Annotated in this window: 14 protein-coding genes and 1 riboswitch; of the genes, 3 read left to right on the forward strand and 11 right to left on the reverse strand. The window is 67.4% G+C overall.

All coding sequences use genetic code 11. The annotated features are described in order from the left end of the window. Nucleotides 1-58 precede the first annotated feature (58 nt). From AC5RVS_RS09590 to AC5RVS_RS09600, 3 genes are all read right to left on the reverse strand, one after another. Complete coding sequence (locus AC5RVS_RS09590; RefSeq protein WP_493988105.1) at nucleotides 59-1,411, reverse strand: YibE/F family protein; 1,353 nt, start codon at nucleotides 1,409-1,411, stop codon at nucleotides 59-61. Nucleotides 1,412-1,414: 3 nt separating this feature from the next. Continuing rightward, complete coding sequence (locus AC5RVS_RS09595; protein WP_493988104.1) at nucleotides 1,415-2,323, reverse strand: GNAT family N-acetyltransferase; 909 nt, start codon at nucleotides 2,321-2,323, stop codon at nucleotides 1,415-1,417. Between the two features lie 79 nt (nucleotides 2,324-2,402). Beyond that, entirely contained in the window at nucleotides 2,403-3,791 is a 1,389-nt protein-coding gene (locus AC5RVS_RS09600) for a glycine--tRNA ligase (protein ID WP_493988103.1), read from the reverse strand. A 248-nt stretch (nucleotides 3,792-4,039) separates the two neighbouring features. On the opposite strand from AC5RVS_RS09600, the gene AC5RVS_RS09605 reads away from it, so the two are divergent. After that, nucleotides 4,040-4,267 carry an RNA-binding S4 domain-containing protein gene (locus AC5RVS_RS09605; protein WP_493988102.1) on the forward strand — a complete coding sequence of 76 codons (228 nt, stop codon included), beginning with the start codon at nucleotides 4,040-4,042 and terminating at the stop codon, nucleotides 4,265-4,267. 36 nt (nucleotides 4,268-4,303) lie between these two features. Here the strand turns inward: AC5RVS_RS09605 and AC5RVS_RS09610 are convergent, their stop codons facing one another. Together AC5RVS_RS09610 and AC5RVS_RS09615 are read right to left on the reverse strand one after the other, a co-directional pair. Continuing rightward, nucleotides 4,304-4,954 carry an alpha/beta hydrolase gene (locus AC5RVS_RS09610; RefSeq protein WP_493988101.1) on the reverse strand — a complete coding sequence of 217 codons (651 nt, stop codon included), beginning with the start codon at nucleotides 4,952-4,954 and terminating at the stop codon, nucleotides 4,304-4,306. Nucleotides 4,955-5,072: 118 nt separating this feature from the next. Next, entirely contained in the window at nucleotides 5,073-6,134 is a 1,062-nt protein-coding gene (locus AC5RVS_RS09615) for an alpha/beta fold hydrolase (RefSeq protein WP_493988100.1), read from the reverse strand. 153 nt (nucleotides 6,135-6,287) lie between these two features. Here AC5RVS_RS09615 and AC5RVS_RS09620 point away from each other — a divergent pair, with 153 nt between their 5' ends. Together AC5RVS_RS09620 and AC5RVS_RS09625 are read left to right on the forward strand one after the other, a co-directional pair. Beyond that, nucleotides 6,288-7,130 (forward strand): SGNH/GDSL hydrolase family protein, encoded by an 843-nt coding sequence (locus AC5RVS_RS09620; protein ID WP_493988099.1) that lies wholly within the window; start codon nucleotides 6,288-6,290, stop codon nucleotides 7,128-7,130. 11 nt (nucleotides 7,131-7,141) lie between these two features. After that, on the forward strand, nucleotides 7,142-8,308 hold the full coding sequence (locus AC5RVS_RS09625; RefSeq protein WP_494107966.1) for a winged helix DNA-binding domain-containing protein: 1,167 nt from the start codon (nucleotides 7,142-7,144) through the stop codon (nucleotides 8,306-8,308). Between the two features lie 10 nt (nucleotides 8,309-8,318). Here AC5RVS_RS09625 and AC5RVS_RS09630 read toward each other — a convergent pair whose 3' ends face one another. The 6 genes from AC5RVS_RS09630 to AC5RVS_RS09655 form a co-directional block, all read right to left on the reverse strand. Continuing rightward, entirely contained in the window at nucleotides 8,319-11,444 is a 3,126-nt protein-coding gene (locus AC5RVS_RS09630) for an alpha-mannosidase (RefSeq protein WP_494107967.1), read from the reverse strand. A 29-nt stretch (nucleotides 11,445-11,473) separates the two neighbouring features. Further along, a complete protein-coding gene (locus AC5RVS_RS09635; protein ID WP_493988096.1) occupies nucleotides 11,474-12,328 on the reverse strand; it encodes a carbohydrate ABC transporter permease in 855 nt (284 codons plus the stop codon). Between the two features lie 4 nt (nucleotides 12,329-12,332). Then, entirely contained in the window at nucleotides 12,333-13,271 is a 939-nt protein-coding gene (locus AC5RVS_RS09640) for a carbohydrate ABC transporter permease (protein ID WP_494107968.1), read from the reverse strand. A gap of 5 nt (nucleotides 13,272-13,276) precedes the next feature. Continuing rightward, complete coding sequence (locus tag AC5RVS_RS09645; protein WP_493988094.1) at nucleotides 13,277-14,647, reverse strand: extracellular solute-binding protein; 1,371 nt, start codon at nucleotides 14,645-14,647, stop codon at nucleotides 13,277-13,279. A gap of 188 nt (nucleotides 14,648-14,835) precedes the next feature. Then, nucleotides 14,836-15,906, reverse strand: a complete 1,071-nt coding sequence (gene metX / locus AC5RVS_RS09650; RefSeq protein WP_493988247.1) for a homoserine O-acetyltransferase MetX — start codon at nucleotides 15,904-15,906, stop codon at nucleotides 14,836-14,838. Nucleotides 15,907-15,986: 80 nt separating this feature from the next. Then, on the reverse strand, nucleotides 15,987-17,312 hold the full coding sequence (locus AC5RVS_RS09655; RefSeq protein ID WP_493988093.1) for a bifunctional o-acetylhomoserine/o-acetylserine sulfhydrylase: 1,326 nt from the start codon (nucleotides 17,310-17,312) through the stop codon (nucleotides 15,987-15,989). A 67-nt stretch (nucleotides 17,313-17,379) separates the two neighbouring features. After that, nucleotides 17,380-17,494, reverse strand: a riboswitch (SAM riboswitch). Nucleotides 17,495-17,689 lie beyond the last annotated feature (195 nt).

A 17,689-nucleotide genomic window follows, 5' to 3' on the forward strand; every position in this document is an offset into this window, starting at 1 on the left:
ACGACGGCGATGGTTCAAGCGGCACCGGCCGACCCGGCGCAGCGCCAATGTGTGAAGTCTAGCCGCTGGGGTCGGCCGGCTTGCCGTGGCCGGCCGCAGCGGCCTCGCCGGGGTCCCGGACCCCGCCGTCGGCATCCGCCGCGGCGTCGGCAAGGAGGTGCCGGGGGCCGGACCGCTCCCTTGCCGCCACCGGCCCACGGATGCCGGTGGCCTTGACCACCAGCACCGCGATCAGCGTGGTGATCGGGATAGCCAGCACCAGGCCGATCGAACCGACCAGGGTGCGCACTATCTCCTCGGCCAGTTCCCCGCTCGTCAGGGTGGCGAGCAGCGGCCGGTCGTGGAGCGACACCAGGATCAGCACCGGAAGGGAGGCACCGGCGTAGGCAAAGGCAATGGTGTAGACGGTGGAGGCGATGTGGTCCCGTCCCACACGCATCGCCCCGGAGAACAGGCGCTTGGCAGAGGCACCGGGAGCCAGTTCGTACATCTCCCACACCGCCGAGGACTGGGTGATGGTGACATCGTTGAGCACGCCCAGGCCGGAGATGATCAGCCCGCACAAAATCAACCCCGAGACGGAGAGGCTTCCGCCCATGTTGATCAGCTGGTAGGTGTAGTCGTCATCCACCCCGGTCAGGTACGCGGCATCGGTGGCCCAGGCCGCCAGCAGGGCGGTCACGCCCAGGCCGAACAGGGTGCCCAGCAAAGCGGTGGACGTGCGCGCGGAAAAGCCGTGCGCAAAGTAGAGCACCCCGACCATGATGACCACCGAGCCGATCAGCGCCAGCAGCAGCGGCGGCTTGCCTTCCATGAGGCCCGGCAGGATGAACTGCGCCAGGACCAGGAAACCGCCCGCCAGGCCCAGCATCGCGCGGAAGCCCCGCCAGCGGGCCACGGCCACCACTACCAGGGCGTAGAGCACGGCCAGCAGCACCATGGGGACGCTGCGCACGAAGTCCACGAAGACGTAGGCCCCCTCCTGCCCGCCCATCACGCCCGAAAGATTCAGGTAGCGGATGGTGTCGCCGGCCTCGACGCCGCGCGACGCCGCGATCTCCGGGGTGATCTCCACGGGCAGCGGCGAGCCGCCGGCGTCGGGCTGGGTATAGGCGACCAGGCACTCTTGGGCTTCCATGCCGGCGTCCACCGCGGCCTGCGAGGTGGGGCAATCTTCGAGCTCCACCCTCTGCACGGTGCCGACGTCGAAGGTCACCCCCGGTGCCGCGGCATAGGGATCGGGGACCTCGGCTCCGGTTCCGGCTCCGGAGGGCCAGAGCAGGATCATGCCCACCAGGGTCAGGACGGTGACCGGCAGCAGGATGGCCGCCAGGAGCAGGTTGGCCCGGCGCCGGGCGGCCAGGGCGGCGGCGCCGGGGTTGGAGGTCCCGTGGGAGTGGCTGTGCCCCATCTGTCAGTCGCTGACGATGGAGGTTTCCGGACCCAACTGGCGCGCGAGGCCGGCGTCGAGCAGCGGCTGCAGCACGGCCACCACCGCGGTCATCGAGTCATCCACCTCCAGCTGCACCGGGTACTGCGCTACCAGCATGGCCAGCAGCGCCCGCACCGCAGCCTCGGCGTCTTCGGCCGGCAGCGCCGTGTCGTATCCCAGCAGCACGTCCGCCGGGGCGTCCGTACGCTCGTGCGTGTAGCTGACGGCGAAAGCCTGGATGGTGCCGCCGTCGGACTTGGGCGCGCTGCGCAGCACCACCGCTCCGCCGGCCCCCGCGCTCTCGCTCAGCAGCATCTGCTGGGCACGTCCCACGGTCATGTCCGCCCGGTCCCACACGTGGACGGAGTTGTAGAAGTCTGCCACGGCCCGGGTCAGTTCCACCGACCCGGTGGCTGCCTCCTCCAGTTGCGGACCGGTTTCCCCGAGGTCGGGCAACGGCAGCGCCCCGGGCGAGACCAGCACCACGCGCGAGCTCTGGATCTGGGTCAGGCCCGATGCCCGGGCGAAGGCGGCGCCGGAGGTGTCCGGCTCCACCTTGGCCCGCAGCTTCCGCACGCCCGACGGCGCGTGCTCGGCCTCCGCGCGGAGCCTGGCCAGCAGGTCACGCGCGACGCCGGCGCCGCGGTGGTCGCGGGCAACCTCGACGTACACCCACAGCCGGTCCGGATGCAGGCTGGTCTCGTACACGGCACCGGCGGCAACGGCTATCCCCTGGTCCTCGGCCACGATGCACCGCGACCACGGCTGGTCGGCGGACGGGCGGAGCATGGCCCGAAAATGACCGGCCTGGCCGGTTTCCGGGTCGCCCCAGATCTCCAGCAAGGCCAGGTCATCGTCCTCGCGCCAGTCGCGGTAGGTCAGCTGGGCCATGGTTCTCCTTTGTGGGTGCGCTGCCCTGATCGGGCGGACGGTTGCCGAAGCTGCTACGGACGGCCTGCCCGTAGCTGGTTCAGGCTCCGATCAGGCGGGCTGCGAGATATCCTTCGACCTTGTCCAGGGAGACCCGTTCCTGGGCCATCGAGTCGCGTTCACGGATGGTCACCGCCTGGTCCTCGAGGGTGTCGAAATCCACCGTGATGCAGAACGGCGTGCCGATCTCATCCTGGCGGCGGTAGCGGCGGCCGATGGCACCGGCGTCATCGAAGTCGATGTTCCAGTTCTTGCGCAGCGCCTCCCCCAGTTCCTTGGCCTTGGGCGAGAGGTCCTCGTTGCGGGACAGCGGCAGCACGGCGGCCTTGACCGGGGCCAGCCGCGGGTCCAGCCGCAGCACGGTGCGCTTGTCCACGCCGCCCTTGGCGTTCGGTGCCTCGTCTTCGGTGTAGGCATCCACCAAAAAGGCCATGAAGGACCGTGTCAGCCCGGCGGCAGGCTCGATCACGTACGGGGTGTAGCGCTCGTTGGTGGCCTGGTTGAAGTAGCTCAGGTCGGTGCCGGAGTGCTTGGTGTGGGTGGACAGGTCAAAGTCCGTCCGGTTGGCGATGCCTTCCAGCTCGCCCCATTCCGAGCCCTGGAAACCGAAGCGGTATTCGACGTCGGTGGTGCCCTTGGAGTAATGGCTCAGCTTCTCCAGCGGGTGCTCGAAGAGGCGCAGGTTGTCGCGCTTGATCCCCAGGTCCACGTACCACTGCAGCCGGGCGTCGATCCAGTACCGGTGCCACTCCTCGTCGGTCCCGGGCTCCACGAAGAACTCCATCTCCATCTGCTCGAACTCGCGGGTGCGGAAGATGAAGTTGCCCGGGGTGATCTCGTTGCGGAAGCTCTTGCCGATCTGGCCGATGCCGAAGGGCGGCTTCTTCCGCGACGTGGTCAGGACGTTGTTGAAGTTCACGAAGATGCCCTGCGCGGTCTCCGGGCGCAGGTAGTGCATGCCTTCTTCATGGGCGACCGGGCCCAGGAAGGTCTTGAGCAGGCCGGAGAATTCCTGGGGTTCGGTCCACTCGCCCTTGGTGCCGCAGTTGACGCAGGCGATGTCCTTCAGCCCGTTTTCCGGGGCGCGGCCCTTTTTCTCCTCGTACTCTTCTTCGAGGTGGTCGGCGCGGTAGCGCTTGTGGCAGTTGAGGCACTCCACCAGCGGGTCGGAAAAGACGTCCACGTGGCCGGAGGCTTCCCAGACCTGGCGCGGCAGGATGACCGACGAATCCAGTCCGACCACGTCGTCGCGGCCGCGGACCATCGTCTGCCACCACTGGCGCTTGATGTTTTCCTTCAGCTCGACGCCGAGCGGCCCGTAGTCCCATGCGGAGCGGGATCCACCGTAAATCTCACCAGCCTGGAACACGAAGCCGCGGCGCTTGGCCAGCGAAGTGATCGAATCGAGGGCTGATTTGGCTGCTGCCATGAGGTGGTTCTCCGTATCTCTCCAGGGCCGCTGGGTGCGGTCCGAGGGTTGTCATGGCACAGATCCGTCCGGCGGCTGCAGGCACGGATCGGCGCATAGCGAAGCTACAACGTTAGCCTACCGAAAACGGGAACCCGAACCCGAACGGCGCGGGCGCATCCGGCTCCCGCGTCGGCGGCCAAGGGCCGTGAAGCGGCGCGTGCCGCATCGGACGCCGCATGCCCCGCGGCATCGGGCATGATGGTTCCATGGCTTCCGACGAAATGTATGACGTGCCGATCCGCGACGAGATGATCCGGCTGGGCCAGCTGCTGAAGCTGGCCAACCTGGCCGACGACGGGATCCAGGCCAAGGAATTCGTCGAGAACGGGCTGGTCCAGGTGAACGGCGAGATCGAAACCCGCCGCGGCCGGCAGCTGCACGCCGGGGATACCGTCAGCTGCAACGGGCAAACGGTGCGCGTCAGCCGCAGCTGAGCGGCGCGGCCGCTTGCTCCTGCGCTTGCGGTACCTTTACTTCGCCTTAAGCACCTTGTAGGTCAGGAACTCCTTCACGTGTGCCAGTTCCTGGGCGTTGATGCCGTGTCCGATGCCGGCATAGAGGACCTTGGTCAGGTCCACATGCTCGTTCGCCCAGGCGTGGGTGAACTCGATCTTGTCCTGGGTAATGACCTGGTCTGCCTGGTCCCGGCCCCAGAAGAGCGGGGGCTTGATCGCCTTGACCGCATCGTCGCGGAAGAAATCGTTACCCGCGGCAGGCACGGCGAATCCGGACAGGCCGACCACCGCGGCAATCTCCTCCGGGCGGTGGCGCAGCACCGAGGTGGCCACCGCCATGCCCATGGAAAAGCCCAGCACGGAGACGCTGCTGTGCTGATCCTTGACTCCATCCAGCCAGGACACCACGTCGCTGACGGCCTTCGTGACCTTGTCCACGGAAAAGTCCGGCTCGTGCATGAGCGGGAACCAGGTGAAGCCAGGTCCCATCGCCACCGGTGCGCGCACGGCCGCCACGGTGAATTCCTCGGGCAGCCCGGGCACCAGACCCATCAGGTCCTGCTCGTGGGATCCGTAGCCATGGAAGAGCACGAGCAGTGGCGTCCCCGCCCGTTCCTGTTCTGATTTGGACCAGGCAACCACGGGCTGATAAGCAGTTTCAGTCATGCGGTCCATGATCGCACAGAAAGCCCATTGCTTGAAACTTAAAGCTTCTTCGGGTGCCGGATCTCCCGGGCTTCGGGCACCGAACCGGTGCCCGCCCGCCCCCGCCGGCCTACCCGGCCTACCCGGCCTTGCCGCTCCGTTCGATGTGCGCCGTCAGCTCGGCGACGAACCGCGCCGGATACTCCACATGCGGCGAATGTCCGCAGTCTTCCAGCAACACTTCGGTAAAGCGCCCGCCGTTGGCCGCATACTTTTCCAGCACCGCCCGGGTCTGCGAGACCATCGGCTGCAGCGGGGCCGCCTCCTCCCCCGGCCAGCCCGGCACCACGCCGGCGCTGCCGAGGAAGTTCAGGTCGAAGAAGGAAGCATCGGAGACGATCGCGTCGCTGTCGCCGTGGATCCAGAGGATGTCCGGCTTGTCCGCCAGTTCGACAATGCCGCTGGTGTTGAAGACCCCCGGTGCCATCGTGTTCAGCACCCCCCTGCGCCCGGGAGCGAAGCCGGGCCAGTTCGACGAGGGGACGGAATCACCCGGATAGTTGTCGGGTCCCGTCTTGGTGCTGAGCATCGATTCGACCCAGATCCGTTCGTGGGGCGATACGAATCCGGCGTGCACATAGGTCGAGCGGTACACCGACAGCGGCGAGGCAGCCGCGTCGCCGCTGGTGTCGCCGGCTTCCAGCCGCGCCACGAAGTCGGGGTTGGCGCCCCCGCCGCCGGTGCCGGCGTCGTCCTCGGTGAGCCTCCGCCCCTCCGGTCCCGCCGTCCCGCCGAAACCGTACGGCGAGACCGGAGCCTGCAGCGTGAGGCTGCGGACCGGATGCTCCAGGGCGTATTGCATCACCACGCCGCCGCCCATGCTCCAACCGGCCAGGTGCACGGGTGCCAGTTGCAGGGTTTCCAGTGTGGCGTGGAGGTCGTCGGAGAAGTCCCGCAGCCCGCGGCCGGCGTCCACCGGCGCTGTGTCAGTCTGGCCGAAACCCCGCAGGTCCACCGCGAGCACGCGGTAGCCTGCCGGCAACGCCTGCATGGTCTCCTGCCAGAACAGCGAGGAGGAAACATTCCCATGCACCAGGACCACCGGGATGCCGTCGGGCCGGTCTCCGTCGCGCTCGAGGATGTTCACCGTCAGACGCTCCGTCGGCACCCGCCGCGCCACGATTCCCGCCAGTAATTCCATCTCAGCTCCTCGAGGTCGAGGCGGCCGCCGTTGGCCGCTTCAAGCACACAGTAGCCGGGAATTCCCCCGCTGACCATGACTTTCTGAAAGGTGATTCAGGTTCTGGGTTTGCGTCCCTGTGCATCCGCCGCGGCTTCTTGGGAGAATGTACCTGTGAGTAACTTGTCACTTCCTGAAGCACAAGCGTCCATCGCCGCGGCCCGCCACCCCTGGAGCCGTTACGTTGCCCTTGGTGATTCCTTCACTGAAGGGATCGGTGATCCGGACCCCGGGAGCCCGGGCGGACACCGCGGATGGGCCGACCGCGTGGCCGAGGAACTCGCCCGCGGCCACCACGACTTCGCCTACGCCAACCTCGCGATCCGCGGCCGCCTGCTGCAGCAGATCATCGATGAACAGGTCGAACCGGCCCTGGCCCTGCAGCCGGACCTTATTTCGATCTGCGCGGGCGGCAATGATGTGATCCGGCCCGGCGGCGACCCGGACGCCCTCGCCGAGAAGTTCGATCGCGCCGTCACCCGGTTGGCAGCGTCGGGAGCCACTATCGTCCTGTTTACCGCGCCCGACATCGGCGATACGCCCGTGATCGGCAGTGTCCGCGGCAAGGCCGCCATCTACAACGAGAACCTGCGCACGGTGGCGGCCCGCCATAATGCCGTCGTGGCCGACATGTGGGCGCTGCGCCAGCTGAAGGCACCGCAAATGTGGGCACCTGACCGGCTGCATTTCTCCCCGCTGGGGCACCACACCATCGCCGCCATGGTCCTGGACGCCCTCAACGTGGAGCATTCGCTGCAGCCCGAGACGCCCAAACCGCTGCCTACCAAGGGCTGGCGCACCGCCCGTACCGAAGACCTGGAGTGGGCCCGCCAGCATTTGGTCCCGTGGGTGCTGCGCCGGGTCCGGCAGCAATCCTCGGGCGACGGGATCCTGCCCAAACGTCCGACTGCCGGCCCCTTCTTCGGCCCGGGCATGCCTCCCGGCGCGGCAGGGTAGCGGGAGCAGCGGTGCAGCAGCCGAGTGCCCAGGAAGTCCGCCGTCACCGGCTGCGGGCACAGCGGCTGTGGGACAGTCCCGGGGACGACGCCGTCGCCGCCTTGCGCTGGCTGCTCGCCTTCCAGTCCCAGGAATATGCCTACGCCCGCTGGTCGCTGGCCCAGCGCTGCGGCGGGGCGGCCCGGGACAACGCCGCGGGCGTGGACGCGGCCATCGCCGACGGCCGCATTCTGCGCACGCATGTGCTGCGGCCCACCTGGCACTTCGTGTCCGCCGAGGACCTGCGCTGGCTGATGCTGCTCTCCGGCCCCCGCCTCAAGGCGGGGAACAAGGGCCGGGACCGGCAGCTGGGCCTGGACGAGGCGACGGTGGCGCGCAGCAACGAGGTGCTGGCCGCGGCCGTCGCCGGTGGCCGGCACCTCACCCGGGACGAGCTCGCGGCCCGGCTCGCCGATGCGGCGCTGCTCAAGGACGACGGCGCGAGGCTGAACGGCGCGACGCTGCGCGGACAGCGGCTGGGGCATCTGGTGTTCCATGCGGAAATGGATCGGGTGCTGGTGAGCGGGGCTCCGCGGACGGCCGGTTCGGGCGCCGTGCAGCAGACGTACGCGGCCTTCGACGAGCGGGTGCCGCCGCTGGCCGGGGACTTCGACCGCGACGCCGCGCTGGCGCAACTGACCGGGCGTTACTTCGCCAGCCGCGGACCGGCGACCTTGAAGGACTGCTCCGACTGGTCCAAACTGCCCCAGGCGGACCTGAAGCGCGGCCTCGAAGCCGGCGGTCGGGAGGGACTGGAGCGGACCGAAACCGAGGGCGAACAACTCTGGTACTCCCCCGCCGCCGGCGGGACGATCGGCGGCGCTGCTGCCGCGGGCGACGGACACCCGCGGGCGGACCTGATCCAGTGTTACGACGAATATGTCATGGGCTATTCCAAGACCCGCGGCTATCTGGGCGGCAGCGCCCCGGCGGCGTTGGGCAGCGACGTGCCGCTGCACGTGCTGCTGCTGGACGGGCGGATGGCCGGCAACTGGAGACACGTCCTCCGGCCCGGCTCGGCCGACCTGCGGCTCAAACCGCTGCGGGTCTTCACCGAGCCGGAGCGGCAGGCCGTGGACGCCGCCGTGCAACGCTACTCGGCCTTTCTGCGGCGGCCGGTCACGCAGGTCTTGGCCTGACCCGCTCTTGTCAGGCGCCCGTTACGCTGCGGAAGCGGAGGGTCAACAACTGGAACGGCCGAAGCTCGAACGCGGTTACGCGCTCCGCAGGCTGCTCCAGCCGCAGACCGTCCATGTCCAGCTCCAGCAAATCGGTGGCCGTTACCCGCGCGTAGTCAAAGCCGGCGCTGACCGTGGCCTTCGCACGGCTGCCGAAGGCCTCGTAGCAGCGCAGGATCACGTCGCCGCTGCGGTCTTCGGCCAGCTTGACCGCTTCGATGACTACTGCCCGATTGTCCACGGTAAACAGGGGTTCCACCGGGCCAGCGCCGACTCCGTGCATGTGGCGCAGAGGCAGGTTCAGCCGGTAGCCCGCCTCCACGGCCTCCGGGATACCGGCACCGATCACCAACGCCGTCCGGAAGGTGTGCCCGCCTTGGTCGGCCTGCGGATCAGGGTACAGCGGCGCCCGCAGCAGCGACTGCCGCACCACGGTGGCGGGCGAAGCGGTCGGATCGGTCCGCCGGATGTCGTGCCCGTACGTGCAGTCGTTGGCGACGGCGACCCCGAAGCCGGACTCGCCCACATGCACCCAGCGGTGCGCGCAGGTTTCGAACCGCGCTGCGTCCCAGGACGTATTGCTGTGCGTGGGCCGGAAGACGTGGCCGAACTGGATCTCCGACGCTGCCCGCTCTGCGTGGAGGTCGAGCGGGAAGGCCAGCTTCAGCAGTTTCTGGCGCTCGTGCCAATCGACCGTCGTCTCGATCTCCAGCGAGCGGGAGCCGGCGGCCAGCGAGACCGTCTGCTCAACCAGCGAGGCGCCAAACCGGCGGCTGACCCGGAGCCCGGCGACCGGCACACGGTCCGAAGGCGTGCCTGAAGGAGTCGCAGCGGAGTCACCTGGCTCCGGAAGGGCGGCGTCGGAGCCCACCGTGCTGGAAAACACCTCGATGGCATGGACATCCCGCAGCTCCCGGCCAACGGACTTGTAGTGCTCCTCCAGGTCCCAGGCATCCCACATGGTTGGGGCGTCGCGGAAGAGCTGCAGGACATTCGCCTGCATGCCGGTGGGAATGACTTCCCGCCCGGTGTCCAGATCCAAGAGCGAGGAAATCAGCCCCTCGGAGTCGATCACCACCCGGAGCAGGTCGTTGGCCAGCAGCCAGCCGTCGCCGCTGGGCTCAACGCCGACCCTTAACGAGGCGCCCGGGCCGGGCTGCGGCGCCGCGCCGATGGCACCCATCGCGGACACGCCGTCCACCGGATACGGGCCGGCGTTGGCCACGGTGCTCCCGGTGCCCCGGCCGAGGAGGGCGCGCAGCGAGCCATCGATCATGCCAGCCAGTTCCGCCGCCAACAGTGCGTAGTTGGCCTCGGCTTCGCGGTGCACCCAGGCGATCGAGGATCCCGGCAGGATGTCGTGGAACTGCTGCAGCAGCACGGTCTGCCAGGCCCGCTCCAGCGCATCGTACGGATAGGGCGCGGCGCCGCGCACCGCCGCCGTCGCTGCCCAGAGCTCGGCCTCGCGCAGCAGATGCTCGCTGCGGCGGTTGCCCCGCTTGGTGCGCGCCTGCGAGGTGTACGTGCCGCGGTGGTATTCCAAATACAGCTCCCCGGACCACACCGGCGGCCTGGCATATTCTTCCTCGGCGGCCCGGAAAAACTGCTCCGGGCTGGAGAGCTGCACCCGCGGCGAGCCTTCCAGATCGGCGGTGCGGTGCGCGGCGGCGAGCATCTCGCGCGTCGGTCCGCCGCCGCCGTCGCCGTAGCCGAAGGGCAGCAGCGATGTGTTTGCCGCTCCCTTCTCCGCGAAGCGCCGTTCCGCCCGGGCAAGCTCGGCCGCGGTCAGCTCGGCGTTGTAGGTATCCGCCGGTGGGAAGTGCGTGAAGATGCGGGTGCCGTCGATGCCCTCCCACCAAAAAGTGTGGTGGGGAAAGGTGTTGGTTTCGTTCCAGGAGAGTTTTTGGGTCAGGAACCAGCGGGATCCGGCAGCGCGGGCAATCTGCGGCATCGCGGCGGAATAGCCGAAGGAGTCCGGTAGCCAGACTTCCTGCGGATTGACGCCGAACTCGGCCAGGAAGAATTTCTTTCCGGCAATGAACTGGCGGGCCAGCGCCTCGCCGCCAGGCATATTCGTGTCCGATTCGACCCACATCCCGCCGACCGGGACGAAGCGGCCGGCCCTGACTTGCTCCGCCACCCGTGCGAACAGGTCGGGGTACGACTCCTTCAGCCAGGCGTACTGCTGCGCGGAGGAGGCGGCGAAGACAAATTCCGGGTCCGACTCCAGCAGTGCCAGGACGTTCGCGAAGGTTCGGGCGACCTTGCGCTTGGTCTCCCGGACGGGCCAGAGCCAGGCGGTGTCAATGTGGGCGTGGCCCACTGCGTGGATCCGGTGCGCGCTGCCGGCCGCCGGGGCAGCGAGCACAGGCTCCAGCACGGCCCGGCCGGCCGCCGCTGTGCCGGCGACGTCCACTGGGTTTAGCGCGTTCAGCGCGTGCTCCAGCGCGCGCAGGATCCGGGCACGGCGCGGCTGCCCCGGGTCAAGCTGGAGCATGAGCTGCTCCAGCACCGTGAAGTCCTGCAGCAGCTCCCATGCGGCCACATCGCACAGCGCGATGTCGGCACGGTGGAAGGTGTAGCACGGACTGCGCCCGGACGTGGCGGGGTCCCCGAACGGCGTGGGCCGGAAGGTGAAGCCGTCGATCATGTCCGGGTTGGCCGCCGCCTCCACGAAGAACTCGACGCCGCCGCCGGACGTGACGTCCAGCGGAACGTAGGCGTTCCGCGGCTCGATGGCCTTGATGATCCGTCCCTGCGGAGTGTAGATCAGCCCTTCGGCCTGGAAGCCCGGGATGCCGGGCGTGAACCCCGGGTCCAGGAGCAGTTCCGGCCGGTGGCCGGCGTCCACGGCCCACTCCGCGGGGATCTGTCCAGTGATCCGAAACCAGGTCGTGGACCAGGCCGACCCCCACATGCTGCCCGCCGCGAAGTCCGTAAAGGTTTCCGCAGCCGCCTCCGCGAAGGGGACCGGCTCGCCGGGACCCTGCCAGGCCTGGAGCCGGACTGGCACCGCCGCGGCGTAAACGGCCGGTTGCAGCCGTTCGACAATGAACCGGCGGATCCGCGCCTGGACCTGCGCCCCGTCGTCGTGCATGGCACCGTCCTTTCGGTCAGAGCGGTTGTTCAACCCTTGACGGCGCCGGCCATGGCAAAAGAACCGCCGATCCCGCGTGACACCAGGACGTAGAGCAGCACCACCGGCACCGAGTACAGCACCGAGAACGCCGCCAGTTGCCCATAGGCTATGGCACCATGCTGGCCGAAGAAGCTGAAGATGCTCACCGCTGCGGGCTGCTTGGCGGAAGAGAGCAGCAGGATGAAGGGAACAAAGAAGTTCCCCCACGCTTGGATGAAGACGAAGATGAAAACCACCGCCAGCCCCGGGCGCATGAGCGGAACCACGATCCTGGCGAGGGCGTTCATCGCCGAGGCACCGTCCACCCAGGCCGCTTCTTCCAGGCTGACCGGGACCGAATCCATGAAATTCTTCGTCATCCAGATCGCCATCGGCAGTGATGATGCAGCCATGAAGAACGTGGTGGCCGCCAGCGAGTCCAGGAAGTTCAATTGCACGAACAGGCTGTAGACCGGAACCATGATCGCCGTGACCGGCAGGCAGGTTCCGAAGAGCACGACGTACAGGAACGGCTTGTTGAACCGCATCTGGTAGCGCGAGAGCGGGTAAGCGGCCAGCACGGCCGCCAGGACTGTGACCACGGCCGTACCGCCGGCAAGCATGAAGCTGTTGAGCAGCGGAACGAAGGTCAGGTCTGCGGTAAGCACCGCGGCGTAATTGGCAATCGAGAAAGCGGACGGAAGCTGGGTCTGGTAACTGGCCTGCGCATCGAGCGAGGCCAGGAGCAGCCAGCTCAACGGCAGCAGGAAGCAGGCGGCGACGACCAGCAGCGAGATGTTCGCCAGCACGGCAACGGTAGTTCCCCGGCCGGAGGCCACGGACAACGGTCCGGAGCGATTCATCTGCTCAGCCCTTCCTTTCGCGCAGCGCGCGGATGTAGATGACGGAGAAGACCGCCCCGATCAACAGCATGACGACGGCGATGGCGGTCCCGTAGCCCACGTCGCTGTAGCGGAAGGCCTCTTCGTAGGCCATCAGCGGCAGCGTGGTGCTGGCTCCTGCCGGACCGCCCGCGGTCATCACGTAGATGAGCGTGAAAACCGACAGCGTCTGCAAGGTGATGAGCATCAGGTTGGTGGCAATGCTGCGCCGGATCATCGGCAGCGTGATGTACCACAACCGCTTCGACCCGCCGGCGCCGTCGATCATCGCCGCTTCCGTGATTTCCTCCGGCACATCGTTGAGCGCCGCCTGATACACCATCATGGAAAACGCCGTTCCCCGCCAGATATTGGCCAGGATCACTGCCAGCATCGGAAACGTAAACAGCCAGTCGGTGGCATCGAGGCCGAAGACGGCCGAGAGTTGGTTCAATGTTCCGTCCCGGTTGAAAAAGGCATAGGCGACGAAGCCGGCCACGATTTCCGGCAGCACCCAGGCCGCGACCACGCAGACACCCACGACTGCGGAAACCGCCTTGCTTGCTTTCGTCATCAGCAACGCGATCGCCAGGCCCAGCAGGTTCTGCCCGATCACGGCCGAGACAAGCACGAAAATGACGGTCAGCCAGACCGACTGCAGGAAGTCGGGGTCGCTGAGCAGCTCCGTATAATTTTCCAACCCGACCCACTGCGGGTCCTTGGCCGCGACGCCGGTCAGCGAAGCATTGGTCAAGGATCCATAGAAGGACCAGAGGATCGGTCCGGCCAGGAACACGCCCAGCAATGCCACGGCCGGGCCAAGCGGCAGCAGCCGCAGGGCAGTCCTCCCCGGCGTACGGCGAGGGCGGCGCAGCTCAGTGCCACGCTGCCTTGCAGCGGCGCGGGCCACCACATCGGCGGTCAAGGCTGCTACTTCTGTACTACGTTTTCTTCGCCGACAAGGTCGGTGACGGCGGCGTCGTAGTCGGCCGCGGCCTCCTCAGGTGTCTTCTTCCCCATCATCACCGCTTCGGTGGCTTCCTGGACAGCGGTTGATATCTGCGGATAGTCCGCCGTGGCGGGCCGGTAGTGCGTCACCGAGACCAGTTCCGAGACCTCGCCCACAAACGGGTTGGCGTCCAGGTAGGCGGGGTCCTCGGCGACATCGGTACGCACTGCGATCTGGGAATTGGCCACGGTGTACTCCAGCGAGTTCTCCTGGCTCATCACCTCCGTCAGGAACTCAAACGCGAGATCCGGATTCGCCGAATTGGCCCCGACCGCGAGCGTCCAACCGCCGGACATACTGACCGCGCCCGGCTCCTGGCCGTTCTGAGTCGGGAACGGGGCCACGCCCATCACCTCGGTATATTCGGGCCAGTCCACCAGACCTCCCTCTTGCCAGAACGACGGCGAGTAGGAACCTTCCACGGTTCCGCCGAGTTTGTCCTCGGGGAAAAGCTGCCCGAAGACCATTTGCCACACGTTTGGATCCAGCGCCTCGGCCGGGGTTACTGCGAGTTCTTCCTGATAAAGAGTCTCCAGGAAGGCCAGGGAGTCGACGAAGCCTTGAGAGCCCACCACCCACTTGCCCTCATCGGCGTCGTAGAGCGTGTCGCCGGTGCCATAGAGCAGTTCATAGAAGCTCTGCATGACGGTACCTTCGCCGGTGCCCGTGCCGGCGTACATATTGAACGGAACCACCTCCGGTTGGGAGGATTTGATGGCCCGGGCAGCCTCCAGAATGGCGTTCCAGTCCTTGGGTGCCCAGGGGACGTCGACGCCGGCTGCTTCCAAGACGTTCTTGTTGTACCAGATGGCGCGTGTATCGGTGCCCAGTGGCACTGCATAGATACTGCCGTCGTCTGCACGCCCGGCTTCCTTGGCCCCTTCGTTAAAGTTCGCCCAGTCGTCCCACTCGGCCAGATAAGGATCCAGGTTCAACAGGTAGCCGGCGTCTACATCCGAACGGATCTTGAAAGTGTCCTCATAGAAGACGTCCGGGGCGGTGTCCGGGGAGCGCTGGGACAGGGCGAGCTTAGTGGCGTAATCTTCGTCGCTGCCAGTAATGGGCTCCAAATTGACCGTCACGCCTTCGTGGGCGGCCTCAAAGTCTGTTTTCGCCTTCTTCATCAAGCCGTCCATCGTGGCGTTGGCTTCGGTCGTCTGGTAGACGATCCGCAATGCGGCGGCGCCTTGGTCCGTTCCGCCCTCGCCGCCGCCGCCCCCACCGGCGCAGCCAGCCAGTGCCAGAGTGCCTATCGCCAGCAGGGACACTTTCACAGTGGAGTCGCGCAGCATAGTTCCCCCTTGTAGTGGAGGCTTCCGGGCCAGACGTCGGATGGCGCGGCCGCGGGCCTATCGGCATGCTACCGACGGGCTCCATCGAATGGATTTATTCGTACCAACCGTGATCAAACTGCAATGGTCACTCGTTCAGCAACCGGTCTCCGCCCTCGACGGAGCCAGCGCTGTTGCCGTTGGCGACGTCAGCCCTGCGTGAAGAACGCCTCGGTGAGGGCCTCGTGCAGCTGGTGGATATCGGTGAGGAAACCGTCGTGGCCCAGCGGCGTTTCGATGGTGTGGACCTTGACTGCCCCGGGCAGCGCCTCGGCCAGCTGCCGCGACTGTTCCGGGAAGTACAGGCGATCGGAATCCACCGCGGCGACGAAGAACTGCGTGTCGGTGAGGCCGCCCAGCGACTGCTCCAGCGAGCCCCGGCCCCGGGCGACGTCGTGGCTGATGAGGGCCTCGGTGAGCAGGATGTAGCTGTTGGCGTCAAAGCGCGCGACGAGCTTGTCCGCCTGGTAGTCGAGGTAGCTTTCCACTGCATAGCGGCCGCGGGCGGACGGCGTGATGCCGCCGTACGGCTGCTCCTCCGCCTGTGGCTTGCGGCCGAACCTGTACTCCAGCTCCGGCTCTGAGCGGTAGTTGATGTGTGCGATGCGCCGGGCAATGCCGAGCCCGGCCTCGGGAGCGGGACCATCGTAATAGTCGCCGCCGGCGAAGTGCGGGTCCAGCCGGATGGCCGCGACCTGCGCCTGCGCGAAGGCAATCTGCTCGGCGGTGCTCGCGGCACCGCACGCCAGGACGGCGCACCGGGCGGTGCGCTCCGGGAACGTCGCCGCCCATTCAAGCGCGCGGGCGCCGCCCATCGACCCGCCGAGCACCGTGTGCCAGCGCCGGATGCCCAGTGCGTCGGCCAGGCGCGCCTCGGTCCGGACGGAATCGCGGATCGTGACGAATGGGAAGCGTGAACCCCACGGCGTCCCGTCCGGTGCCGGCGACGAGGGACCGGTGGAGCCGTAGCAGCCGCCAACCATGTTGGCGGCCACTACGAAATAGCGCTCCGTGTCGATCGTGGCGCCGGGACCTACCAGATCATCCCACCAGCCGTCCTCGTCCGAGTAGCCGCGTGCGACGTGCGTGCTGCCGGTCAGGGCGTGCTGTATCAGGACGGCGTTGGACGCGTCCGCGTTCAAGGTGCCCCAGGTTTCAAAGCCCAAAATCACCTCGGGCAGATAGCCGCCGGCTTCCAACTCCAGCGCGCCAACCGGCATCCGGCGCAGGATGCCGTCGGTCGCCTGTTCCACCAGTTCCTGCCGTTGCACTATCGTCACGCTGCGCTCTACCTGCTTGCCTAGTCGTCCGCGCCCTTGGCGGCGCGGAAACCGGCCTCCAGATCGGCGATGATGTCGTTGACGTTCTCGATGCCCACCGACAGCCGGACCAGCCCGTCGGTCACCCCGGCCGCGAGCCGCTCCGGGGCGGAGAGCTGGGCATGCGTGGTCGACGCCGGGTGGATCACCAGCGAGCGGACATCGCCCAGGTTGGCCACGTGCGAGTGCAGTTCAAGGCCGTCCACAAAGCGCTTGCCGGCCTCGATGCCGCCCTTGATCTCGAACGAGACGATGGCGCCGGTGCCTTTCGGGCCGTACTTGCGGCCGCGGTCGTACCACGGGCTGGAGGGCAGGCCGAGGTACGCGACGGAGGCAACGTCGTCGTGCTCTTCCAGGAATTCCGCCACCTTCTGCGCGTTGGCCACGTGCCGCTCCACACGCAGGCTCAGCGTCTCCAGCCCCTGGGCAATCAGGAACGCATTGAACGGCGAAATGGCGGACCCCAGGTCGCGCAGCAACTGCACCCGGGCCTTGAGGATGTAGGCCAGGTTGGCGCCCAAAGCGCCGTTGACGCCGAGGTCGCGGGCAAAGACCAGCCCGTTGTAGGTCTCGTCCGGCGTGTTGAATCCGGGGAACTTCCCGGGGTCGGCGGCGAAATCGAACCTTCCGGCGTCAACGATCACGCCGCCGATGGCCGTCCCGTGGCCGCCGAGGTACTTGGTGGCCGAGTGGAGCACGATGTCGGCCCCCCACTCGATCGGTCGGATCAGGTACGGGGTGGACAAGGTGTTGTCCACGATCAGCGGCACACCGTTCTCATGGGCGATGGAGCTGACCGACTCCAGGTCCAGCACGTCCTGGCGCGGGTTGGAGACCACCTCGCCGAAGAACGCCTTGGTGTTCGGCTTCACGGCATCGCGCCACTGCTGCAGGTTGTCCGGATCCTCGACGAATGTGACGTCGATGCCGAACTTGGGCAGCGTGGTGCGGAGCAGGTTGTAGGTGCCGCCGTACAGGCTGGGGCTGGCCACGATATGGTCGCCGGCCTCGGCGAGGTTCAGGATGGAGAACGTGGATGCTGCCTGTCCCGAGGCCAGCAGCAGGGCGCCCACGCCGCCCTCCAGGTTGGCGATCCGGGTCTCGACAGCCTCGGTGGTGGGGTTGCCGATCCTGGTGTAAATCGGCGCCAGTTCGGACAGGGCAAAACGGTCCGCGGCGCTCTGCGTGCTGGGGAAGACGAACGAGGTGGTCTGGTAGATCGGCAGGGCGCGGGCGCCTGTTGCGGCATCCGGCTCCTGGCCTACGTGGATCTGACGGGTCTCAAAGGACCAATCTGCAGTGGACATGGTGCAACTCCTTCAGTGGAAGGGGCCATCCGGGATCCGGCCGTGCCGGCATGTCTATCCCGGGTGTGACCCGCGCTTGCGCACCGCCTTATGGCGGCTGCCTGGTCTTCACCCGGGGCACCCCACCGCGGCTGGAGGGTTGCCGGCCAGCAAACCGGGGTTTCGCGCTGGCACTCATGACCTGCCTCCAGTCTCCGCAGACAAACCGGCGGCCGCAACAATATGACACCTTATGACTGGCCGTTCACCGCCCGCCCGCCTATCCGCCTGCCCGCCGCCACTTTCCCCTGGGAGGTATGCCGGTCAGGGGAAATCACTGTCAGGAACGCCGCGCCCCGCACGTGCCGCAAGCTGAGTGACTTAGGTCACCCTAAGTC

The organism is Arthrobacter sp. Y3221048 (genome assembly GCF_059092685.1).